At 65.9% G+C, this 23,597-nt stretch carries 19 protein-coding genes; 8 read left to right on the plus strand and 11 right to left on the minus strand.

The window, feature by feature from the left end:
- Positions 1 to 38: 38 nt before the first annotated feature.
- From trpB to CP557_RS00770, 4 genes are all read right to left on the minus strand, one after another.
- On the minus strand, positions 39 to 1,190 hold the full coding sequence (gene trpB / locus CP557_RS00760; RefSeq protein WP_097378144.1) for a tryptophan synthase subunit beta: 1,152 nt from the start codon (positions 1,188 to 1,190) through the stop codon (positions 39 to 41).
- A 161-nt stretch (positions 1,191 to 1,351) separates the two neighbouring features.
- Positions 1,352 to 2,335: a YeiH family protein gene (locus CP557_RS00765; RefSeq protein ID WP_097378145.1), complete on the minus strand. Its 984-nt coding sequence runs from the start codon at positions 2,333 to 2,335 to the stop codon at positions 1,352 to 1,354.
- On the minus strand, positions 2,335 to 2,478 hold the full coding sequence (locus tag CP557_RS22345) for a hypothetical protein (protein ID WP_169924314.1): 144 nt from the start codon (positions 2,476 to 2,478) through the stop codon (positions 2,335 to 2,337). Before CP557_RS22345 ends, CP557_RS00765 begins: the two co-directional genes overlap by 1 nt.
- A 183-nt stretch (positions 2,479 to 2,661) precedes the next feature.
- The gene (locus CP557_RS00770; protein ID WP_097378146.1) at positions 2,662 to 4,347 is read right to left on the minus strand and encodes an NADH-quinone oxidoreductase subunit D; all 1,686 of its coding nucleotides are present in this window, start codon (positions 4,345 to 4,347) and stop codon (positions 2,662 to 2,664) included.
- 182 nt (positions 4,348 to 4,529) lie between these two features.
- Between CP557_RS00770 and CP557_RS00775 the strand changes: the two genes are divergently transcribed.
- The gene (locus CP557_RS00775; protein WP_097378147.1) at positions 4,530 to 5,465 is read left to right on the plus strand and encodes a phosphatase PAP2 family protein; all 936 of its coding nucleotides are present in this window, start codon (positions 4,530 to 4,532) and stop codon (positions 5,463 to 5,465) included.
- A 68-nt stretch (positions 5,466 to 5,533) separates the two neighbouring features.
- Here the strand turns inward: CP557_RS00775 and CP557_RS00780 are convergent, their stop codons facing one another.
- Positions 5,534 to 6,580 (minus strand): PAS domain-containing sensor histidine kinase, encoded by a 1,047-nt coding sequence (locus tag CP557_RS00780; RefSeq protein WP_097378148.1) that lies wholly within the window; start codon positions 6,578 to 6,580, stop codon positions 5,534 to 5,536.
- Between the two features lie 384 nt (positions 6,581 to 6,964).
- Positions 6,965 to 7,741, minus strand: coding sequence for a prolipoprotein diacylglyceryl transferase (locus CP557_RS00785; RefSeq protein ID WP_097378149.1), 777 nt, complete (start codon positions 7,739 to 7,741; stop codon positions 6,965 to 6,967).
- A gap of 373 nt (positions 7,742 to 8,114) precedes the next feature.
- Between CP557_RS00785 and CP557_RS00790 the strand changes: the two genes are divergently transcribed.
- The 4 genes from CP557_RS00790 to CP557_RS00805 all read left to right on the plus strand — a co-directional run bounded on the left by CP557_RS00790 (position 8,115) and on the right by CP557_RS00805 (position 14,362).
- Entirely contained in the window at positions 8,115 to 9,701 is a 1,587-nt protein-coding gene (locus CP557_RS00790; RefSeq protein ID WP_097378150.1) for a sulfatase, read from the plus strand.
- Positions 9,702 to 9,838: 137 nt separating this feature from the next.
- Positions 9,839 to 10,129, plus strand: a complete 291-nt coding sequence (locus CP557_RS00795) for an Hsp20/alpha crystallin family protein (RefSeq protein WP_097378151.1) — start codon at positions 9,839 to 9,841, stop codon at positions 10,127 to 10,129.
- Positions 10,130 to 10,308: 179 nt separating this feature from the next.
- On the plus strand, positions 10,309 to 11,697 hold the full coding sequence (locus CP557_RS00800) for a beta propeller repeat protein (protein WP_097378152.1): 1,389 nt from the start codon (positions 10,309 to 10,311) through the stop codon (positions 11,695 to 11,697).
- A gap of 166 nt (positions 11,698 to 11,863) precedes the next feature.
- Positions 11,864 to 14,362 carry a heavy metal translocating P-type ATPase gene (locus tag CP557_RS00805; RefSeq protein ID WP_097378153.1) on the plus strand — a complete coding sequence of 833 codons (2,499 nt, stop codon included), beginning with the start codon at positions 11,864 to 11,866 and terminating at the stop codon, positions 14,360 to 14,362.
- Between the two features lie 21 nt (positions 14,363 to 14,383).
- On the opposite strand, the gene CP557_RS00810 is transcribed toward CP557_RS00805, so the two are convergent.
- The gene (locus tag CP557_RS00810; RefSeq protein ID WP_097378154.1) at positions 14,384 to 14,869 is read right to left on the minus strand and encodes a deoxyuridine 5'-triphosphate nucleotidohydrolase; all 486 of its coding nucleotides are present in this window, start codon (positions 14,867 to 14,869) and stop codon (positions 14,384 to 14,386) included.
- Between the two features lie 277 nt (positions 14,870 to 15,146).
- Here CP557_RS00810 and CP557_RS00815 point away from each other — a divergent pair, with 277 nt between their 5' ends.
- Positions 15,147 to 17,120, plus strand: coding sequence for an aconitate hydratase (locus tag CP557_RS00815; RefSeq protein WP_097378155.1), 1,974 nt, complete (start codon positions 15,147 to 15,149; stop codon positions 17,118 to 17,120).
- 178 nt (positions 17,121 to 17,298) lie between these two features.
- Positions 17,299 to 18,222 carry an LLM class oxidoreductase gene (locus tag CP557_RS00820; protein WP_097378156.1) on the plus strand — a complete coding sequence of 308 codons (924 nt, stop codon included), beginning with the start codon at positions 17,299 to 17,301 and terminating at the stop codon, positions 18,220 to 18,222.
- Between the two features lie 117 nt (positions 18,223 to 18,339).
- Here the strand turns inward: CP557_RS00820 and CP557_RS00825 are convergent, their stop codons facing one another.
- Entirely contained in the window at positions 18,340 to 18,780 is a 441-nt protein-coding gene (locus CP557_RS00825; RefSeq protein ID WP_097378157.1) for a hypothetical protein, read from the minus strand.
- 62 nt (positions 18,781 to 18,842) lie between these two features.
- Positions 18,843 to 20,081, minus strand: a complete 1,239-nt coding sequence (locus CP557_RS00830; protein ID WP_097378158.1) for an MBL fold metallo-hydrolase — start codon at positions 20,079 to 20,081, stop codon at positions 18,843 to 18,845.
- Positions 20,082 to 20,320: 239 nt separating this feature from the next.
- Here CP557_RS00830 and CP557_RS00835 point away from each other — a divergent pair, with 239 nt between their 5' ends.
- The gene (locus CP557_RS00835) at positions 20,321 to 20,839 is read left to right on the plus strand and encodes an Lrp/AsnC family transcriptional regulator (RefSeq protein ID WP_097378159.1); all 519 of its coding nucleotides are present in this window, start codon (positions 20,321 to 20,323) and stop codon (positions 20,837 to 20,839) included.
- Positions 20,840 to 20,890: 51 nt separating this feature from the next.
- Here the strand turns inward: CP557_RS00835 and CP557_RS00840 are convergent, their stop codons facing one another.
- Together CP557_RS00840 and CP557_RS00845 are read right to left on the minus strand one after the other, a co-directional pair.
- Positions 20,891 to 22,054 (minus strand): acyl-CoA dehydrogenase family protein, encoded by a 1,164-nt coding sequence (locus tag CP557_RS00840; protein ID WP_097378160.1) that lies wholly within the window; start codon positions 22,052 to 22,054, stop codon positions 20,891 to 20,893.
- Positions 22,054 to 23,427, minus strand: coding sequence for an aspartate aminotransferase family protein (locus CP557_RS00845; protein WP_097378161.1), 1,374 nt, complete (start codon positions 23,425 to 23,427; stop codon positions 22,054 to 22,056). The genes CP557_RS00840 and CP557_RS00845 overlap by 1 nt, the downstream gene beginning before the upstream one ends.
- Positions 23,428 to 23,597: the final 170 nt, after the last annotated feature.

The raw sequence follows: 23,597 nt of genomic DNA on the forward strand, positions 1-23,597 counted from the left end.
CCGAGCGATCGGTCTCCGGTCCGGTCGATCCGCCGATCTCAGAGATCGAACTTCGCGGCTGCGGTCTCCATGTCCTTGTCGCCGCGTCCCGAGAGATTCACGAGGATGGTGTCGTGCTCGCCGTCCTCCGCGAGTTGGATCGCTCGAGCGATCCCGTGACTGGACTCGAGGGCGGGGATGATCCCCTCGGTCTCGCTCAGTTCGCGGAAGGCCGCGAGCGCTTCGTCGTCGGTAACGCCCTGATACTCACAGCGACCGACGGCCCGAAACATGGCGTGTTCGGGGCCGACACCGGGGTAGTCCAGCCCCGCGGAGACGGAGTGGACCTCGACGTCGTCGTCGATGACGCGCGTTTTCATCCCGTGGATGACGTCGTCGGTTCCCTTCGCGAGCGGGGCGGCGTGCTGACTCGAGTCCGATCCTTTGCCGCCGCCCTCGGCACCGTAGAAGTCGACGGGGTCGTCCCGGAACGCGTGGAAGAGCCCGATCGCGTTCGAGCCGCCACCGACGCAGGCGACGGCGGCGTCGGGCAGGTCGCCCGTCCGTTCCTGTATCTGCTCGCGGGCCTCCCGACCGATGACGCTCTGGAAGTCCCGGACCATCCGCGGGAACGGATCGGGACCGACGACGCTGCCCACCAGATAGTGGGTGTCGTCGACGTTTTCGGCGAAGTCCTCGAGCGCCGCGTCGACGGCGTCGGCCAGGCCCTCGTCACCGCGGGTGACCTCGTTGACCTCGGCACCCATGAGGCGCATCCGGAAGACGTTCATCTCCTGGCGTTCGACGTCTTTCCTCCCCATGTAGATCTCCGTCTCGAGGTCGAGCAGGGCACCGACCATCGCGGTCGCGGTGCCGTGCTGGCCGGCCCCCGTTTCGGCGATCAGCCGCTCCCGACCGGCCCGCTTCGCGAGCAGGGCCTGCCCGAGACAGTTGTTGATCTTGTGGGCGCCGCCGTGGAGCAGATCCTCCCGCTTGAGGTAGATCTCCGCGTCGTAACGCTCGCTCAGATTACGCGCGTGGTACAGCGGGGTCGGTCGACCGGCGAACTCCTCGAGCAATCCCCGGAACTCGGTCTGGAACTCCTCGGTCTTCGCGACGTCGTCGTAGGCCGTTGCCAGTTCCTCGAGTGGCTCTCGAAGCGGTTTTGGGACGTGCCGACCGCCGTATCCCTCGAACTCTCCGTTGGACATATGCCGGTTGGTTGCGCACTCATCGTCAAGTAAGTTCCGTGCTCTGGATCGCGGGTGAGGCGATTCGGTCGGGACGGGCCGAAAGTATTACCGGTATCGTCGACGACTCGGTCCGCTCCGGGTCGACCCACGAGACCGGAGCGGGCGGACCGGCGACGAACTCAAAACAGGAGCGAGAGGATGGTCAACGAGAGCAGGCTTCCGACGAGCAACGCCAGCAGCACGACGAACGCGGGCACGACGCCGGTATTCCGCACGTCGGCGAGGCGGATTTCGGTTCCGAGCCCGACGAACGCCAGCAGGAACAGCCAGTTGTACGCGTTTTCGATCGAGGCCTGCTGGGCCGACGAGAAGACGCCGAGACTCGAGAGCACGGCGAGAGCGAGAAAGCCGAGCACGAACTTCGGGAACTCCGCCCAGAGGGTTCGAACGGACGCGGTGGTCCCGTCTCCGCTCCCCGCGTAGTAGCTCGCGTATCCGAGGACGACGACGCCGATCAGGGCGTTTCGCGAGAGTTTCGTTATCGTCGCCCACTGGCCGGCCACGTCGGAGTAGGCAAAGCCCACTGCGACGGCCGGTCCGGTCGAGAACATGCTGACCCCGGCCCACGTCCCGAAGACCGCGCCGGACAGGTCCAGCAGATCGCCGACGATCGGGTAGACGACGATCGTAATCGCATCGAACAGCAGGACCGTCGCCGCCGCGTAGGCGACTTCCTCTTCCCGTGCCCGGACGGCACCGGCGACCGCGACGACCGCCGAGACGCCACAGATGCTCGCACCGGCGGCGAGCAGCGTCCCCAGCCGCTCGGACAGTCCGAAGACGTTTCGCGCGAGGAGTTCGACGACGGCCAGCGTGATCCCGGTGATCGCTATCACGACGAGGAAGACGGGGCCACCGACCTCGAGGACGGTCGCGGTCGATATCGACGCCCCCATGAGGACGATACCGGACCCCAGCCACAGTTTGTGCGTCGCGACGCCGGGTTCGAGTTCGTCCGGGAGACCGACGGCGTTCGTGACGACGACGCCCAGCGCGATGGCGACGAGCAAGTGATTGACGCCGACGACGCGCGCGAGCGATCGGGCCAACACGGCACCGAGACAGAGAGCGACGAACCCCGGAAGCAGCCGGCGAACGCCCATTACCAGGGGATCGGCAGGCCGAAGCCACTGAGGAGTGTGACGATCGTTGCACCGACGACCACGCTCTTCCAGTCGCGCTCGAGCGCTGCCCAGCGAGCCCTGACGGCACCGGCCCGTGGCCACCTACTGATCGACGTCGACATACCTTCGAGTCCGGACACGCGACAGTTAACAGTTGTCTCTCCCGTCGGAGATAGCGGAGCATGTTGCTGCCACTCGTGGCGGGGGACGTTCACCGTCGGAACTGGGCTCCCTGCGGGAGCCACTCGAGAACTCCCCGTCCGTGACCGTTCGGCCGGTCAGAAGCCGCGGTCGACCACCCTGGCTCAGCGATCGACGCTCCCCAGCACGATGTCGAGACTGCCAAGCGACGCGATCAGGTCGGCGACGTACTCGCCCTCGGCCATCTCCGGCAGCGCCGAGAGGTTGTGGAAACACGGACTTCGGATCTTGAACCGGGCCGGCGAGTTCGAGCCGTCCGCGCGGATGTAGATCCCGAGTTCGCCCTTCGCGCTCTCGACGGCGCGGTAGGTCTCGGTCCCGGCGTCCGGCTTGAGCGTTCGGGGGACGTTGCTCTGGACCGTCCGCTCGTCCTCGGGCCACTCTTCGAGCAAGTCGAGACACTGCTCGATGATCTTCGCGGACTCCTCGACCTCGCGGAGGCGAACGAGGACCCGCGCGTGGTTGTCACAGCCGCCCTCGACCACGACGTTCCACTCGAGGTTCTCGTAGTAGCCGTAGGGGTCGTCCCGACGGATGTCGTAGTCGATGCCCGACCCGCGGGCCACCGGTCCGGTACAGCCGTAGTCCTTGGCGACCTCGGGCTCGAGCACCCCGGTATCGATCGTCCGGATCTGGAAGATCTCGTTGCCGGTCAGCAGGTCGTGGTACTCGTCGACCTTGGCGGGGAGTTCGTCGAGGAAATCGCGGCACTTCTCGATGAACTCCTCGCGGGGTTCGGGCAGGTCCCAGCAGACCCCGCCCAGCCGGAAGAAGTAGAACATCATCCGCTGGCCGGTGAGGTCCTCCAAGATGTCCTGGACGACTTCGCGGTCGCGCATGCCGTATTGGAAGATGGCCGTGAAGTCGCCGTAGACGTCCAAGGCGAACGTCGAGACCGCGAGGAAGTGGCCGAGCATGCGGCCGAACTCGGTCGCCATCGTCCGCAGGACCTGCGCGTACTCGGGGACCTCGATGTCGGCGATGTCCTCGATCGCGCGGGCGACCGCCCACTCGTTGGGCAGGTTCGCCGTGTAATCCCAGCGGTTCGAGTAGGGGATGATCTGGTGGCGATAGGTCCCCTGTTGGCACATCTGCTCCTCACACCGGTGGAGATAGCCGATATCGGGTTCGACGTCGGCGACCGACTCGCCGTCCAGCACCGTCTCGAGGTGGAGGACGCCGTGGGTCGCCGGGTGGTGGGGACCGATGTTGAGGAGCATCGTATCGGACTCATCGTCGTGGCGGTCGGCCTGGAGCGGATTCGCGTGTTCGGCGTAGTGGACGAGCTGTGGCTTGTCCTGGTCGTAGTCCAGCGCGAGCGGGTGGCCCTGCCACGACTCGGGGAGGAGGATTCGACGGAGGTCGGGATGATCCTCGTACTCGATCCCGACGAGATCGTAGGCCTCGCGCTCGTGCCAGTCGGCCGTTCGGAAGACGGGTTCGGCGGACTCGCAGACGGGGTCGTCGATCGGAACGGGTACGATCAACGTCACCTCGTGGCTCCGCCGGTCGTACTTCGTCATGTGGATGAGCGACTCGTAGCGATCCTCGTACTGCTGTGGCGTGAGACACGAGAGGTGGTCGAACCCCGCCTCGTCGCGCAGGAGGGCGACCACCTCCTGGATGTCGTCCGGTCGGATCACGAAGGCGGGCGCGTTCTCGTGGTCGTCCCGTCCGATCGCGTACTCGTCGAGGAGCGCCTCGAGTCGGCCCTCGTCGACGCTGTCCTCGCGGCGGTGGTCGTACTCCGGATCGATTCGCTCGCGCTCGGGTTCCGATGGCTTGCTCATGTGGGTCCCCTCGCACGCCGACCGCTGGCGCGTCTCGGTAGCCTACAGGTGACGCGGAAATGAGGGTTTTCCCGAGCGAACGAGACTCTCGCCGAAAGTGGAACGATGCTACCGGCCGGGCGACGTCCGATCGGCCGACCGAGCGGAACCGTTTATATGTCTCGTCGGACGTAGCATGGGGTATGACTCGAGGGCTTGGCTGGTTCGACGCGTTCCGCGAGGTCGTTCCCGAGTGGGCCGTCGTCGTGCTCGGGCTGGTGACCCAGCTGGGCGACGTGTGGTTTCTGGGCGTCCTCGTCGGGACGCTCTACTGGATCGAGACCGACGACCGGGACGATATCGCCGCCGTCGCCGGACTCTTGCTGGCGGGCCTCTCGCTCATCACGGCGCTGAAACACGTCTTCGCGCTCCCGCGACCGGAGCGCGTCCTCGTAGAGGTCGAGGCGCTGCCGGCGGCCGTCCACCCGCTGTACGAAGCGACTGCGACGGCGACCGGCTACGGGTTCCCGAGCGGGCACGCCCTGATGTCGACGATCGTCTACCTGAGCCTGGCCGAGTACAGCGACGTCAGCACGCGTCGGCGGCGATTCCTCGGTGCCGCCGGGCTCGTGACTGCCGTCTCCCTCTCTCGAGTCGGTCTCGGCGTCCACTACCTCGTCGACGTCGTCGCGGGCGTCGCCGTCGGACTCGTCTTTCTCCTCCTCGCGTGGGGGCTCCTGAACCGCTATCCGACCCACCGCGGGACGATCGGGTTCGGTCTCGCCGTCGGCATCGCCGCCGCTGCCCTCGTGACGAGCAGCATGGACCCCGATGCGGTTCTCCTCTTTGGCGCGTCGCTTGGCGCGTTTGCGGGCTGGCAGCTCGCGCTCCTCGCTCGAGGGCTGGACGCGGGACAGGGGCCGATCCGAGCTGATCGCCGGCTCACCGTCAGGGCTGTCGCCGCAGGCTTCGTGATCGTCTCCCTCGTCGGTGCCATCGCCTACTATTGGCCCGTCTCGCTTCTCGCCGGGAGCGGCGCACTCGGCGTGGCCGTCGCGGCGCTCGTTCCGGTCCCCGAACTGTACCGCACCGAGCGCGTCCGGCGTCTCCGGCAGCGATCGCTGTCCGGATCGCAGTAGGCCCTGAAACGAGTTTCACACTACTCGCCACCCTGTCATGCGATTCGGTGTGCAGTGACGTTCAGTGGCTACTCTATCGGCGGCTGGTCCGCCTGTGGCACCGAGATCCGAACGACGTTCCCACGAGGTGTCTTCGCTTCGAACGAGAGTTCGCCGCCGAGTGAATCGACGCACCACTTCATTACCCACAAGCCGACGCCGGAGCCGTGGTACGTACTTTTCATCACCGTCTCATCGTCTAGCACCTCGATTTCCATCTCCGGAATCGGTGGTCCATTATCGACGATTCGGACCACACCAAAGCCCTTCTCGGGCTCTTCGGTTACTGTCAACGTCACCGTTGGCGTCTTGCTATCGTTATGGGTGACTGCGTTCTCGATGGCGTGTTCGATCGCGTACCGCAATCCTTTGTCGGCGGTTACCCAGATATCCGACGGACCGGTAACTGATATGTCGACCGCTGTGTTTTCCGACTGCGTTTCGCTAGCACATGTTTCCACGACCGTCCGAAGGTTCGTGGGTCCTCGCTCCGTTGTCCCAGGTTCGACGATTTTTTCGATCTGATCTAACGAGTCACTGAGCGTGCCGACCTCCGATGCGATATTTAAAATGGTCTCGACTTCCTCCTGCAGTTGATCGTTTTCGATGGCTGTTTTGATCCTGTCAGCGTATCCGATGAGGAGATTCATATCGTTCCGGAGATTGTGACGGATAACGCGATTTAAGAGCTGAATCAGTTGTTCGCGGGTTTTGTACTCGGTAATATCGTTGATCTCGGCGATGACACATTTCGTTTCATCAATCGTCGTTCGTGTGAGATGGATGCTGATCCACCGATACTCGCCGTTTTTCCGTTTGACTTTCCATTCAAACGTTTGTGGATCGCCACGAGCGGCAGTCCGAATGCGGTCGACGGCCTCCGTTCGCGTGAATTGCGTCGAGGGTGCAGTATACTCCTCAACTGCCATCGTCCGAAGTTCTCCCTTGGTGTATCCGTACAACTGCTCTACCCGATCGTTTACATCGAGAATTTGTCCTGTTTCCGGGTCATGAACTGTAATTCCGACCTTCATCCCATCGAATATTCCGGGTACACTCACGTTTTGCCCAACCATACTGTTCTCTACTCTCACCAGAACTCTCCGGTAGCAATAACCTTGCCAAATATATTCGGTTTTCGTTCACTTACGAGTCACAATTCGACGTACTGTTCGTCTATACGCGACCGTGAATGCAACGTCGTTCTGGGCACGGTTTCTGACGGAGTGCTACGACGTCGAAAACTGCTCGAGGTCTCTACAGTAGCACCTGAAACGATTGACACACTCGTCGCAACGCTGTCGTGCGATTCGTGTACAGTGACGTTCAGTAGCTAATCGTTATCGAACCGGTAGCTGACAGGACTTCCTCGCGTCGGCCCCTCGAGACGAATCGGACCGGCCGTCTCGTCTTTCTCGGCCGACGACTGGTGGGAACCCCGGATCCGTGCTCCTGGCGAATTAGCGGTCGCTTTCGTCGGAGTCGTCGTCCCCCGTCGCGTCTTCCTCGTCCGTTTCGGCCTCGGACTCGTCGGGCGGCTCGACCTGCTTCTCCGAGGCGTCCTCCGCGGGGCTCGCCTCGGGCTCCGTGTCCGCGGTCTGGGTCGGCTGGGCCTGTGTGGGGTCGGGCCCCGTCGCCTCGCTGGTCTCGTCGGCCATCGCCGTGTCGGAGACGTCGACCGCAATGTCGTCGGTCTCGGTCTCGCGCCGGGGCTCCGTTTCCTCCTCGCCGAGATCCGGCCGGGATCGGGACTCGTCCGCGTCCGGGTCGTCGGTGAACTCGACTCGAGAGCCCGACTCCGCCGCGTCGTCGACTCCTGGGTCCGCCGAAATCTCGCCGTCGGGTTCGATCTCGGATTCCCGACCGGAATCGACGCGGGTGGCGGCGGCAGCGGCCCCGTCCGACGTTTCTTTCCCCTCGGTTCCGCTCTCGATGTCCGGGACGCCGTCGTCGGTCGGGGACTCGCCGCTCGAGCGACGGTTGTGAAGCCCGAATCCGATCAGTCCGCTGCCGGCGATCCCCAGCGGAAGCGCACGTGGTCGGTTCCTGGCCAGTGCCCGAACGGCGGCTGCCAACAGGAGTCCGCCACCGAGCAGCGGCAGCGTCCCGCTCGCGAGCGCGTCGGACGCTGCTGATGCGACTCGCCCGGCCGGTTCGGTCAACTCCGCGGCCTCCTCGAGGTCCGCTGGTTCGTCCATCGAGACGTCCGTCGACGCGTCGTGGTCATGGTGTGTCATCGAAAACCCTCCGAGCGACGGTGCTGGTGGCCCGCTGCCGGAACGGGACACCGGCTGTCCGGTCTCGCCGCCGGTCGGGCCACTCGCGTCCGCTCGTGGAGCGTACGCCGGCCGGCCGGATGAACGTTGGACTGGCAGATGAATACCCGTTCCCGGACCGGGCTATTGTCCCGAGCGACCGGCGCACCCACGGACGGGTCGTGGGGTCGCCGGCACTGACTGGTCGGTCCGTCTGACGACCGCCGTTCTCGGATCGATATCGATCAGTGTCGAAGCGGACGGTTTTTCGGGCGAAAACCGGCGCGCGCTTCGATTAGGGCCTGCATACTCCGGGCCGGTGACCTTCCCTGTCTGCCGTTGAAGTAGTCTATCCATGTCTGACGCTAACGGACGTGAGGACGAGTCACATTGTACTGTGCGGAACGTTGTTTTCGTGGTTCTCGATACGGCCCGGGCGAAAAGCGTCGGGATGCAGCGGCTTTCGGACGGCCGAACGACGACTCCCGATCACGTCGGATTGCAATCCGCCCCCGGCGACCGAACCGGCTCGAGTAACCGTCCCGTCGGCACACGGCCGACGCCGACGCTGACGCGGCTCGCCGAGGAGGGAACCGCGTTCGAGAACGCGTTCGCGACCGCGCCCTGGACGCTGCCCTCTCACGCGTCGTTTTTCACCGGTACCTATGCCTCCGAACACGGCACGCACGGCGGGCACACCTACCTCGACGACGACCTGCGGACGGTCCCCGAGGCCTTCGCCGACGCGGGATTCGAGACGGTCGGCGTCTCGAACAACACCTGGATCACCGAGGAGTTCGGCTTCGATCGCGGGTTCGCGCCCCTTCGCAAGGGCTGGCAGTACATCCAGTCCGACGCCGACATGGGTGCGGTCGTCCGCGGCGAGGATCTCCGAGAGAAACTCGTCGCGACCCGCAGTCGACTCTTCGACGGGAATCCGATCGTCAATGCCGCGAACATCCTCTACAGCGAACTGTTCCAGCCGGCGGGGGACGACGGTTCCAGCCGGTCGACGGCCTGGATCGACGGCTGGCTCGCGGACAGGGAGGACGACCGGCCGTTCTTTCTGTTCTGTAACTTCATCGAACCGCACGTCCGGTACGACCCGCCGAAGGCGTACGCCGAACGGTTCCTCCCCGACGGTGCCAGTTACGAGGCCGCGACCGCTATCAGGCAGGATCCCCGCGCATACGACTGCGGCGACTACGACATCTCCGATCACGAGTTCGCCCTCCTCAGGGGACTTTACCGGGCCGAACTCGCCTACGTCGATCACCAGGTCGGCCGGCTTCGAGCCACGCTCGAGGCCCGCGGCGAGTGGGAGGACACCCTGTTCGTCGTCTGTGGCGATCACGGCGAGCACATCGGCGAGCACGGGTTTTTCGGCCACCAGTACAACCTCTACGACACGCTGCTCAACGTCCCGCTGGTCTGTCACGGCGGCCCCTTTACCGACGGCGACCCGCGCAACGAGCTCGTCAGTTTGCTCGATCTTCCCGCGACGTTGCTCGAGACCGCCGGTATCGACGACCCCGAGCTACGCGACCAGTGGTCGAGTCGGTCGCTTCACCCCGAGTCGGACGCGGAGCCACGCGAGGCCGTCTTCGCCGAGTACGTCGCCCCCCAGCCCTCGATCGAGCGTCTCGAGGCGCGGTTCGGCGAGGTTCCGGACCGGGTCAGAGAGTTCGATCGACGGCTGCGGGCGGTCCGTACGCACGAGCACAAGTACGTCCGCGGCGACGACGGCTTCGACCGCTTGCACCACGTCCCGACCGATCCGTTCGAGCACACCGATCGCAGCGACGAGGAGCCAGCACGGGTCCGGGCGCTACGGCGGCGACTCGAGGAACGATTCGACCCCCTCGCCGAGAGCGGCGCGTCGGGCGAGGTGGAGATGCAGGAGGGAACGAAAGAGCGACTGGCCGATCTCGGATATCTGTGAGGGGTCGACCGATCGGGGGTCGACGGGATCGCCGGCTCTCACGAGCAACGACCCGGTGAGAAAGGCGACGGAAACCGCATATCAAACGTGCAACTGTCCAGCCGGGGAGTTTCCACTCGTCGTCGGAACGTGGACTCATGGCTGCCCCACCGTCCTCGGAAGTGGCGTCGTTTCCCTTTCCCACACAGTTCGTATACGAGGGACGGGCCGATCGGTTTCGCGCCGCCGTCGATATCTCCCCCGCGACCATCGACGACGTGACGGTCGAAGTGGGCCCGCGTCGCCTTCGGATCGCGGTCGACCGTCCCGACGGCGTCGCCGAACGAACCGTCACGCCCCTCCCTCGCGACCTCGTCTTCGGCGACGAGCGAACGGCGGTCTACAACAACGGCGTGCTCAGCGTTTCGGTCGAGACGCGTCGACGGTGAGACGGCGACGCTCGTCTCACTCGAGTTCGAACGAGTCGGCGAACCGGACACCGTCGCGTCGATCGACGAGCTACGGGACACTCGCGCGCGGCGATCGATCGGCCGGTCCGACGGACGTGCCTGCAGTACGTTTTTGCTCGCTACTCCGATAGGGTGATGCGAATCGCGGGATTCGATCAATGGCCACCCACTCGCGTTCCGGCGACGGATTCGTCTCGTTTTTTCGCAGCTATACGAAGACGTGGATCCACGCGGTCGCGACGGCCGGCCTGACCGCGTTCGGAACGTTGACGATCTTCCATCGCGGGTTCATCGTCCTCGCGCTCGCCTCGTACGTCGTTCCGCCGATCGTTCTGTACGTTCGGGGCGGGTCGGATCGAGCCGGCGGTGAGTCCACGGCGGAGCGAGACGCTGCTCCCGCGGCCGACCGAGACGCTGACGGATCGACGGTCGACCGTGCGCGTGACGTGACGGCCGCCGGGCGAACGAGGGACGGGGAGACTGAACGCCTCGAGCACGCCAGTAGCGGGGGCGGCGACCAGACCGAGAGCAGTGCTGAGACCGACGCCAGCGCCGAGATCGAGGGGGATGTCGAGGCCGAAGGGAGCGCCGCGGCCGAGGGTAGCGGCGAGACCGACACCGACCGGACGAGCGAGGACGATCGCCCCCGCCGCTGGCGTCTCGTCGACGTTCCTACCGAGGCGACGCTCCGTGACGTCTGTGTGACCGAGAGCGACGCGGTCCACGCCGTGGGCGAGGACGGTCTGGTTCTCACCGGCGATCCTGCCGACGATGACGGGGCCGACCTCGAGTGGTCGATCACCCTCGCGGACGGGCCGGCCGCCGAGGGCGACGAACTCAACGGCGTCGACGCGACCGACGGCGGCCGAGCGGTCTGGATCGCGGGCGACAGCGGTTCGGTCGGTCGACTCGAGGTCGAGACGGGGCTTCACACGGACTACACGGCACCGGCGGCAATTACCGACAACTGGCTGGGCGTCGCCGTCGGGGGGCCAAGCGGCGACGAGACGGTTCTGCTCATCAACGGCTCCGGCGCGGTACTCCGCGGTCGATACAGGGACGGCGAGTGCTCGTGGGACGACCCGGTCACACCCGGCAGCGGTTCGAGTCTAAGCGGGATCGACCTCGCGGACGCGTCGGTCGGCTACTGCTGTGATACGAACGACGCCGTCTTCGAAACGACCGACGGCGGCGAGTCGTTCGATCGAGTCGGGCTGGGGGACGCCAGTGGGACCCTCGAGACCCCCGCGACGCTGGGGCTGGGCGACTGTCTCGTGAGCGCGGACGACGGGATCGTCCACCGCTACGGCGGGTCGACGTGGACGCCCGAGCGGGTCGGGGAGGAGGCGATCTGTGGCCTCGCTCGCCGCGAGGGAGAGACGATCGCCTGCGACGCCGACGGCGCGATCTACGAGCGCCCCGCGGCGGCCGGCTGGACGGCCGTCGACGTGCGCGTCCCGGAGCCGCTTCTGGCCGTTTCGATCGGGACTGCCGGCGAGCGGGCGGTCGCGGTCGGTGAAGAGGGGACCGTCGTCGAACGACGCTGAGACGGTTTGGCTGTCACTGGGTCCCGGCGCACTCCACCGGGTCGGAGCTGGGCCGGAACTGACCGACAGGAGTCCGTCTGAGCGTGGACTTTCCCGAGCCGAGACGCCGGGCGAGGAATCGGTCAGATCGGCCACTGTTATTGCCGTCGAACACGCAGTGGCTCCTGTGAGTAATCGACGCGCGGGGAACGATCGACGCGACTGCTGTCGGCTCTGCGGGACGGCGCTCCCGGAGCGCATCGACGAGGCGGCGTCGGACGGCTTTTGTTCGACCGGCTGTCGCGATATCGCCGCCGAATACGGGACGAGCGGCGACGACGGTGCCGACCGGCGCGATAGCGAGGGGGTGCCAGTCGGCTCGACCGCGGAGCTCGAGGGACCCGCGGCCAGCCGAACGTTCTTCCGGGTCGACGGGATGCACTCGGCGACCTGCGAGGCGTTCCTCGAGTCCGTCGCCGCGGATCGCGACGGCGTGACCGACGCCGAGGCGAGTTACGTCACCGAGACGGTCCGGGTCGATCACGACCCCGAACGGATCTCGGCGGACGCGCTCGAGGACGCGCTGAGTCGACTCGGCTACACGGCGTACCTGCGATCGGACGCGACCGCCGACGACGAGACCGGGGGGACCCGGCGCTCGCGCGAGATGGCCGGGCTCCGGAAGCGCCGCTCGGAAGACATGCTCGAGATGCGGTACGTGGTGGGGGTCGTCTTCGGATCCTTCCTCCTGCTCCCGTTCGTGGCGGTTCTCTACCCGATGTTCCTGACCTCGTTTACCGACTGGGGGGCCATCGCACACTTCGAGGACGCGTTTACGGGCTTTAGCGGGCCGCTGTATCTGCCCCTGTTTCTCGTGATGACGGGGGCGATCGTCTACCTGACCGGCGGCCCCCTCCTGCGGGGGGCATACGTCAGCCTGAAACTCCGGCGACCGACGACGGACCTGCTCGCGGCGCTGACGATACTCAGTGCGTACGGCTTCAGCATCGTCGTCTCCGGACTCGGGCGCAACGATCTGTACTTCGATCTGACGATCGTCGTGGCCGCAGTCGTGATGGGCGCGACCTACTACGAGGCGACGATCAAGCGCCGCGCGACCGACCGGCTCACCGACCTCACCGTCTCGCAGGTCGATACGGCTCGGCTGTACGCCTCGGACGGATCGACGACGGAGATCCCCGTCGCTGACCTCGAGACCGGCGATCGCGTCCTCGTCCGGGAGGGCGAACGGATTCCCGTCGACGGGACGCTGGCGGACGGCGAGTGTACGGTCGACGAGGCCGTGGTGACCGGGGAGTCGCTCCCGGTCACGAAACGGGAGGGGGACGACCTGGTCGGGGGCTCTGTCGTGACGACCGATGCGGCGGTCGTCGACGTCGGCGAGCGCACGACCAGCAGCATCGATCGGCTCACGCGGGTCGTCTGGAACGTCCAGAGCGCAGACCACGGTGTCACTCGCCGCGGTGACGACGCCGCGGGGACCATCGCCCCGATCGTCCTCGCCGCTGCCGTCGTCGTCGGTGGCGGATCGTTCGTCGCCGGGGAGACCGGAGTGACCGCATCGCTGGCCGTCCTCATGACGCTCATGGTGGCGAGTCCGTGGGCGCTTGGATTCGCCACGTCGTACTCCGTCGCCGCGAGCCTGCAGGCCGCCCTCGAGCGCGGGATCGTCGTCTTCGACGAGACGGTCTTCGAACGCCTTCGCGCGGTCGACGTCGTCGTCTTCGACAAGACCGGCACGCTCACGACCGGCGACATGACCGTTCGCGAGGTCGACGCGCCCGACGACCTCCTGGCGGCCGCCGTCGCTCTCGAGCGGCGTGCGGCCCATCCGGCGGCGGCGGCGATCACCGAGGCCTTCGGCCCCGATTCCGCGGCGGACGGGGCGGCGACTCGAGCGGACGGCGGGTCCACGACAGCCGACACGGCGGTCGAGGAGTTTCGAACCCACGCGACCGGCGTCGAGGGGACCGTCGATGGCCGAACGGTGCTGGTCGGTCATCCCGACCTCTTTCGGGAGCGAGGCTGGACGCTCGAGGGGGAACTCGAGGCGCGGATCGACCGCGCGCGGGCGGCCGGACGGCTCCCGGTCGTCGTCGGGCGAGACGGGACCGCGGAGGGAGTCGTAATCGTCGGTGACGAGCCCCGTGAGGGATGGGACGAGACGATCGCGGCGCTGGACGAAGCCGGAACCGATATCGTCGTTCTGACCGGCGACGACCGAACGGCCGCCGCGGTGTTCGAACGCCATTCCGGTGTGGACGACGTCTTCGCCGGCGTGCCGCCGAACGGGAAGACGGCGGCCGTAGAGCGATTGCGAGCGGATAATCGAGTGGCGATGGTCGGCGACGGGACGAACGATGCACCGGCCCTCGCCGCTGCCGATCTGGGGATCTCGCTGGGCAGCGGGACGGCGCTCGCGGCCGACGCGGCGGATATCGCGATCGTCGACGACGACCTCGGTGCGGTCGAGGACGCGTTCGCCCTGGCAGGGACCGCACGCGATCGGCTCCGGCAGAACCTCGCCCTGGCGTTCGTCTACAACGCGATCGCGATCCCCGCCGCCGTACTCGGGGTCGTCAATCCGCTCGTCACCACCGTCGCCGTCGTCGCCAGTACCCTCCTGATCGTTGGAAACGCGGAACGCTCGCTCGTCGAGGACTGATCGCTGCGAGCGGGCGGCCGTCTACGACTCGAGGTTCTCTCCCTGATAGCTTCCGTCGTAAACCTCCTCGTGGTCGGCTTCGGCGAAGACCAGCTGGGCGATCCGGGCCCCACGCTCGAGTTCGATATCGTGGTGGACCTGCAACAGACCCTCCCCGCGACCCTCGTAGCCGGCGTCCCACACCGCCGTGTTGAGCATACAGGAGTTGCGCATGAGCGACGAGCGAGGATAGACGAACCCGACGTGTCCGTTCGGAATCGCGATCCGTTCGCCGTAGCGGACGACGTAGGAGCCCTCGGGCAGGTAGTAGGTGTCGGGATGCTTCTGTTCGAGTTCCTCGAGCGGGCGGGCGATCCGGTCCCCGATCTCTTTGCCGTCCCGGCCGATGCGGCCCGGTTCGAGCTGCTCGAAGACGACGTCCGCGGTGAGATCAACCCCGTTTGGCTGGATCTGTGCGTCGGTCGTCGGCGAGACGTGGTCGGCAACGAAGGCACCGGAGCGGAACATGGCGTTGTCTGTCCACCCAACGCCTCGGCGACGAGAAAAGCGTATCCGTTCGAATCGACCCACCAGTTCGGTACCGTTCGACACGCCCTCGTTGCGCGGGACCGGTCGGCACCCCGCTCGAAACGACGTATGGGGTGGAGCGGTTCCCCACGGTGAACGAACGGTCACTCGTTGGGCAATACTCACTCGATACCCCCCGTTTTGGGCCCCTGACGGCGGTCGCCGCTCGCAGAAACACGCTGGATTTATCAGGACGGAAAGCCCAGTTCTGGGTGCTATGGGACAGACTCTCACCGAAAAGATTCTCGACGACCACCTCGTCGAGGGCGAACTCGAGACCGGCGAGGAAATCGGGATCGAGATCGATCAGGTACTTACGCAGGACACGACCGGGACCATGGTCTGGCTCCAGTTCGAAGCGATGGGGCTAGACGAGGTCCAGACCGAGATCGCAGCGCAGTACTGCGACCACCAGACTTATCAGTTCGACTTCAAGAATACCGACGACCACCGTTTCCTCCGCTCTGCAGCCGGTAAATACGGCGCTCACTTCTCCCGACCCGGTAACGGTATCTGCCACAACGTCCACCGCGAGAACTTCGCGGCCCCCGGCAAGACGCTGCTGGGTTCGGACAGCCACACGCCCACGCCCGGCGGCCTCGGCGAACTCGCCATCGGCGCCGGCGGGATCGACGTCACCGTCGCCATGGGTGGCGCTCCCTACTACATCGAGATGCCCGAAGTCGTCAACGTCCGCCTCGAGGGCGAGCTCCCCGAGTGGGCCACCGCGAAAGACATCATCCTCGAGATGCTCCGTCGCCTCTCCGTCAAGGGCGGCGTCGGCAAGATCCTCGAGTACACCGGTCCGGGCGTCGAAACCCTGACCGCACCCGAGCGGATGACCATCACCAACATGGGCACCGAGCTCGGTGCGACCACGTCGATCTTCCCGACCGACGAGCAGACCGAGGATTACCTCCAGCGCGTCGGCCGCGGCGACGAGTACGTCGAGCTCCAGCCCGACGACGACGCCGACTACGACGACGAGATCGTCGTCGACCTCTCCGACCTCGAGCCGCTGATCGCACAGCCCTCGATGCCGGACAAGGTCGTTCCCGTCAGCGAAGTCGAAGGCGAGTCCGTCGAGCAGGTCATCGTCGGCTCCTGTACGAACGGCGGCTACGAGGACATCCTCCCCGTCGCCAAGATGCTCGAGGGTCGCGAGACCTCGATGGAGACCGAGACGATCGTCGCACCCGGCTCCAAGCAGGCCTCCGAGATGCTCGCCCGCGAGGGCTGGGTCGCGGAGATGATGGCCGCCGGCGTCAACTTCTCCGAGGCGACGTGTGGTGCCTGTATCGGCATCGGTCACGTCCCCTCCTCGGATTCGGTCTCGCTGCGCACCTTCAACCGCAACTTCGAGGGCCGCTCGGGCATCGAAGACGACAACGTCTACCTCTGCTCGCCGGAGGTCGCCGCCGCGGCCTCGCTCAAGGGCGAAATCGTCGACCCACGAAACCTCGCCGACGAACTCGGCGACCTCGAAGCGCCCGGCGTCGAACTCCCCGACGAGTACGACGGCTCCAAGACGGACCTCATCGCCCCCGACGAGGCTGTCGACGACGAGCTCATCAAGGGCCCGAACATCGGCGACGTGCCGCTGAAAGACCAGCTCGGCACCGACATTCAGGGCGAAGCGCTCCTGAAGATGGAGGACAACATCACGACCGACCACATCATCCCTGCGACCCAGGACATCCTGATGTACCGGTCGAACGTCCCCAAACTGAGCGAGTTCACCCTCAGCCGCGTCGATGACACCTTCGCCCAGCGCGCACTGGATGCCGACGGTGGCTTCCTCGTCGCCGGCGAGAACTACGGGCAGGGCTCCTCGCGAGAACACGCCGCTCTCTGTCCGATGTACCTCGGTATCGAGGGCGTCCTCGCACAGAGCTTCGCACGCATCCACCGTGCGAACCTCTTCAACTTCGGGATCGTCCCGCTGACGATCGACGAGGACACCTACGAGAACATCGACCAGGGCGACAACGTTGAGATCGTCGACGACGTCTACGACGCCGTCACCAGCGGACAGGAGGAGTTCACCGTCCGCATCAACGGCGAAGACGAGTACACGGCGACGCTGGACGCCTCCGAGCGCGAACGCGCAATCCTCGCCGCCGGTGGCAAGCTCGCCTGGACGAAAGAGCAGGCCGAAGGCGGCAGCGGCGCGACGCCCGCCGACGACTGATCGTCACTCGACGATTCGGTCGCCAACCCCCCACTTTTGTTTTTTCACCGGGCTCGAGTGGCGATGCTCTCGTCGTCGGGGACCGGTCGACCGCTCGCCGTCGAGGACTGCCCACCGACTCCGGCAACGACACCGGACAACGTCACCGTCATATCGCTTGGCCCGATAGCACGACCGAATGCCTGCCGGTGGACACGCGAACGCTGGCTATCGACGCCTGTTCGATCGCGACGGCCTGACCTTCGGTGCCGGCTTTCCGCTCACGGGAGCGAACCGCTCGACGCCGACCGTCGCGGACGAACTACACCTCGCACAGCACGCCGAGTCGGTCGGGTTCGACGGGCTCTGGGCCCGCGACGTCCCGACCTACTGGCCGAAGTTCGGCGATTCGGGCCAGACGTTCGACACCTGGCCGTGGCTCTCCCACGTCGCCGCCCACACCGACGACATCGCGCTGGGGACCTCGAGTATCGTCCTCACGCTCCGCCATCCGCTCCACGTCGCGAAATCCGCGGCGACGGTCGACCGACTCTCCGACGGGCGGCTCGTCCTCGGCGTCGCCTCCGGCGACCGCGATCCGGAGTACCCCGCCTTCGACGTCGATCCCGGCGAACGCGGCCAACTGTTCCGCGAGCGCGTCGGCGCGCTCCGGACCGTCTGGCGCGAGGAGTTCCCCGACCTCGAGGGCCGGTGGGGGAGCCTCGAGGGCGACCTCGACGTGGTTCCCAAACCGACGACCGAGACGCTCCCCCTCCTTCCGACCGGCCACGCTCGCCAGTCCCGCGAGTGGATCGCCGAGCACGGCGACGGCTGGCTGTTCTATCACCTGCCCGAACGGACGCTCGAGGACTATCTTACGGACTGGCGCGAGGCCGCCGGCGAGAAACCGTTTACCATCGCCGTCCGGGTCGAGCTGGCCGACGATCCGACGGCCGAGCCGGAGCCGCTCCACCTCGGCTATCGAGCCGGCGTCGGGTGGTTCCGAGACTACTTCCGCCGGCTCGAGTCGTACGGACTCGATCACGCGATCGTCGGGATTCAAAACGACGACCGTGAGGCGGCGCTGTCGACGTTCGCCGACGAGGTACTCGATCGGTTCTAGCCGCCGTCTCACGACCGTCGTCACGTCTCTCGAGGCCGAGATGGACCGTCCCCACCAGCCGCGTTCGACCACTGCGCCGGTCGGGGACCCGTCAGCGATACTGCACCCGTTCCGCCCCTACTCCTCTCGCCGAGCGCGGTCCCGCAGTCGCTGTTTCTGGCGGCGCTCGGTCACGTGATCGATGCCGTCCGCCAGTTCGTCCCTGACGACGTCCTCGAACGCGTCGACCTCCTCGAGGAACGTCCCCGAGAACTCCTCGACGAGTTCGAACGTCCACTGGTCGCTGACCGCGCCCGCGGGGAGGTGGTCGTCCCGGAGTTCGTTCGCCCACTCCTCGCGGCCGGCCTCGCGGAGGCGATCTTCGGCCTCGCCCATCCGATCCATCGCGTGGCCGAGCTCGTGGTGGAACTCGAGCAAGGTGCCGTAGGCGCGGTAGACGTGTTCGATCCCCAACTGGAGTTCGTGGAGAGCCGCCCGTTCGGCGTCGCTCAGTTCGAGATCGGCGGGGATGTCGTCAGCGTCGGGACCGGGGTCGGCGTCGGTGTCGTCGACAGTCATGGCCACGACGACGGTCGCTCGTCGGAAAACGGTCGGCGTTGCCCGTGCCGGACGGGGCCCGATCAGAGTTCGAGGCGCGCGCCCAGGTCCGGCGCGGTCGCGTCGTAGCCGTCCGCGCGCAGTTCGTCGGTGAACGCCGCACAGCGGTCGCCGTGATTGACGAGGACTCGCGTGTCCCCGTAGGACTCGAGGAACGCGTCGAGCCCCTCCCGGTCCGCGTGCGCGGAGAAGTCGTACTGCTCGACCCGGGCGCTGACCGGCATCACTCGGCCGTCGATCTCGGCGCTGCCGGTCTCGAGGAGATCGCGACCGGGCGTCCCCTCGACCTGATAGCCGGTCATTGCGATCTTGTTCGTCGGATGGGCTCGGATCGCGGGCACGTAAGTCATCGCGGGGCCGCCGTGAAGCATCCCGCTCGTCGTGACGATGACCGTGTTCTGTTCGGCGATCCGCTCGCGCTGTCCGTCGCGACCGTCGACGAACCGGGCGTTGGCCCTCGCCCGGCGCAACAGCTCCGGATCGCGAAGGAACTCGCGGTTCCGATCGCGCAAGAACAGTTCCGTGACGCGTTTGCCCATTCCGTCGACGTAGCACTCGAGGTCGTACGCCTCGCAGATGCAGAGGACTTCCTGGGTCCGGCCGATGCCGAATGCGGGGACGATGACAGTACCGCCCTCCCAGATCGTCGTCCGGAGGCTCTCGGCGAATTCGCGTTCGATCTCCTCGCGAGGCGGTCGAGTCACGTCCGAGTAGGTACTCTCACAGACGACGACGTCGGCGTCGGGCCGTGCGGTCGTTCCGGCGAGCAGCCGTTGCTCCTCGGTGTGGAAGTCGCCGGTGTAGAGCAGGCGGGTGTCGCCGTCATCGACCAGCACGTGGGCGCTACCGGGGACGTGGCCGGCGTCGAAGAAGGTGATCTCGTAGCCCGCGGCCTCGAAGGACTCCTCGTAGCCGTGGGTCTCGGAGACTTCCGCGACGCGGGCGAGTTCCGCCTCGGTGAACGGACAGTCGTAGCTGCCGCCGTGGAGCTTCAGCGTGTCCCGAGCGAGTACCATGGTGAGGTCGTAGGTCGGCGGCGTCCAGTGGATCTCGGGACGTGCGTCGCCGGACAGCAGCGCTGGCACCGAGCCGACGTGGTCGAGGTGACCGTGGCTGACGACGACGGCCGCGGGATCGACGTCACCGATCGGAAACGACGGCGGGTTCCCCGAGTCCATCCCGAAATCGAGCACGAGCGTCTCGTCGATACAGAGCGCGCTCCGACCGATCTCGCCGGCACCGCCGAGAAACCGTACGTCCATTACCGAGCGGTAATGGCCCGGCCCGTTTGATGCCATCGGTTACCGTCCCGTCACTCGCATCGATCAGAGCGCGATCACTCCGCCCATCCGTTTCGGGCCGACGATCGACGCCCCAGTCGATCAGGCGGAACGCGAGGACACCGGCCACGCTCGGCCGGGTGGGATCACGCTCGAGAACGGACTCCGGCGGAGTGGTCACCGAAAAAGAATAGGTTCAGGTACGTCAAACGAACGCACGAATGAACAACACACTCGACGAGCGGGACATCAAGATTCTCTTTGCGATCGCTGATCGGGAGACCGACAACACGGAAGTGCTCCACGAGGAGACGGGCATCCCGAAGTCGACGGTGCATTACCGCTTGCAGAACCTCAAGGAGGAGGGCGTCATCACGAACGATCTGTACGAACTCGATCTCGACGAGATCGGTTTGGGGCTCACTGTCATTTCCGAGATCTGGGCGGAGTTCGGTGAGGGGTATCAGGAGCGAGTCGGCGAGCAACTCGCCGCTATCGAGGGCGTCAACCAGGTGTATTTCACGATGGGGGATACCGACTTCGTCGTTATCGGGCGGTTGACCTCGCGGGATATGGTCGAGAGACTCGTCGAAGACTACGAATCGATCGACGAGATCACCCGGACGAGTTCGAAGTTCGTCATCTCGACGATCAAGACGAGCGAGGGAATCGGCACGCTGCGCGATTACGGGCTCGAATCGTTTCTCGAGGCACACGGCCTGTCGGCCGACGAGGAGTAGCCCTCCTCGCGTCCGCTCGCGCCGATGACGGCGGTCCCCATCGTCGACCGCTCACTCGTAGGCGGGGATCCCGGTGAATTCCTCGCCGAGGACGAGCGTGTGGATGTCGTGGGTCCCCTCGTAGGTGTAGACGGTCTCGAGGTTGGCCATGTGGCGCATCGGCGAGTAGTCGGTGGTGATGCCGTTCCCGCCGAGCATCTCGCGGGCGATCCGTGACTGGTTGCGCGCCATCCGAACGTTGTTGCGTTTGGCCATCGAGACGTGCTGGGGACGCAGCTCCCCGCGTTCTTTGAGTTCGGTCAGACGGGAGACGAGCAGTTGGGCCAGCGTGATCTGGGTGCCCATCTCCGCGAGCTTGCGCTGTTGGAGCTGGAACCGGCCGATCGGCCCGCCGAACTGCTCGCGGTCTTTCGCGTACTGCCGGGCGGCCTCGAAACAGTCGCGAGCGGCACCGACGGCACCCCAGGCGATGCCGAAGCGAGCCTGCGTCAGGCAGGACAGCGGTCCTTTCATTCCGGAGACACCGGGCAGAACGTTCTCTTCGGGAACGGACACGCCGTTGAGTCCGATCTCGCCCGTGATCGAGGCGCGCAGCGAGAGCTTGTCGTCGATCTTGTTTGTCGTGACGCCGTCGCGGTCGGTCTCGACGAGGAACCCGCGGACCGGGTCGTCCTCGGCCGACGTGTCGCGGGCCCAGACGATAGCCACATCAGCGATCGGCGAGTTCGTGATCCAGGTTTTGGAGCCGTGCAGCACGTAGCCGTCCCCGTCGGCTTCGGCGCGGGTCTCCATCGCCGACGGGTTCGAGCCGTGTTCGGGTTCGGTCAGCCCGAAACAGCCGACGGCCTCGCCGTTGCCGAGTTTCGGCAGCCATGCTTCCTTCTGCGTCTCTGAGCCGTAGGTGTGGATCGGGTACATCACGAGCGCGCCCTGTACCGACGCCATCGACCGCAGCCCCGAGTCACAGGCCTCGAGTTCCCGCATCAAGAGCCCGTAGGCCGTCTCGGAGACGTTGGGCGAGCCGTAGCCCTCGAGATTGGGTGCGTAAAACCCCATATCGCCCATCTCCGGGATCAACTCGGTGGGGAAGGTCCCGTTCTCGAAGTGGTCGCCGATGTCCGGACGTATTCGGTCGTCGACGAACTCGCGTGCCGTGTCCCGGATCAGGCGCTCTTCGTCCGTGAGTTCCGACTCGAGGTCGAGGAAATCGAACATTAGTTGGTCCCCTCCGTGGTGGTCGCTCGAATCGCGTGACAGAGAATGTCCATCCCGACTTCCGCCTGTTCACGGGTGAGCACGAGCGGCGGTATCAGCCGCAAGACGTTCCCGTGTCGACCGGCGTTCCAGACGAGGAGCCCGTTTTCGTAACAGCGGGTCTGGATCGCTTCGACCAGGTCGGCGTCGGGGTCGCCGTCGGCGTCGACGAACTCCGCGCCGACGAAGAGCCCTTTGCCCCGTACGTCCACCAATTCCGGCGTCGTCTCCGCGACCTCGTCGAGTCGATCGCGGAGGTACTGTCCGAGCGCCGTCGCGTGGGACAGCAGGTCGTGAGATTCGATGTACTCGATCGCTCGAAGCCCGCCGACCATCGCCGGCGCGTTGCCGCGGAAGGTCCCGACGTGGCCGCCGGGTCCCCACGTGTCGAAGTCCTCGTGATAGAGCATCGCCCCGATCGGCAGTCCGGTCCCGCCGAGTGCCTTCGCCATCGTGATCGCGTCTGGAGTGACGTCGAAATGGTCGGTCGCGAACCACTCGCCGGTTCGTCCCAGCCCGGTCTGAATCTCGTCGACGATCAGCATCGCATCGTTGTCGTCCGCGATGTCACGAAGCCCCTGGAGAAAGCCCTCCGGGGGGACGACGACGCCGCCCTCGCCTTGAATCGGCTCGACCCAGATTCCGGCGGGCGTTTCGTGACCGCCGTAGGGTGCCTCGAATTTCCGCTTGACGGCGTCGAGACACCGCTCACAGGCCTCTCGGCCACCCGCGCCCGCGTCCCGCGTCGGATACGGGACGTGAACGGCGTCCGCCAGCAGCGGCCCGTACCCCTTTTTGTACTTCTTGCCCGCGGTGAGACTGAGTGCGCCGGCGGTCGTCCCGTGATACGCCCCCTCGAAGCCCAGGATCCCGTGGCGTCCGGTGTTGTGTTTGGCGAGTTTGATCGACCCCTCGATCGCATCACTCCCGCTTGGACCGCCGAACACGACGTTGCTCGAGCCGGCCAAGCCGCCGGGAGCGATCGTTCGTAGTTTCTCGATGAGGTCGATCCGTGCTTCGGTCGGGAAATCGATCGTATGTGCGACCGACTCGAGTTGCTCCTGGGTCCCCTCGAGGACGTAGGGGTTGGAGTGACCGACGTTCAGGACGCCGATCCCCGCGAAAAAGTCGAGGAACGTGTTCCCGTCGACGTCCCGAACCGTCGCCCCCCGTGCCTCCTCGAGCGCGATGGGAATCCGGCGCGGATACGCCACCGCGTTGCTATCGATCTCTCGTTGCCGCGTCAGTAGTTTCCGTGAGTTCGGTCCCGGCACTTCGTCGACCGCTGGTTCGGTCGCGAAGTGAAGGTCGTCGATCGATGGGCCTACGGCCATGGGTCGTAGTCACACTCCTAGGGTATATTTGGTTCGGTTCTGATTATATGGGCCACAAATGGGAAATTAGACAACATAGGAATTTTTATTGGATGTGGTACAGAGTGGTTGGTTGAGCGATCGTTTAGCCGATAGTCCTCGAGCAATGGTTCTCGAGCGCTGGTGGTTGC

It is taken from the genome of Natrinema ejinorense (assembly GCF_002494345.1).
GTDB lineage: Archaea > Halobacteriota > Halobacteria > Halobacteriales > Natrialbaceae > Natrinema > Natrinema longum.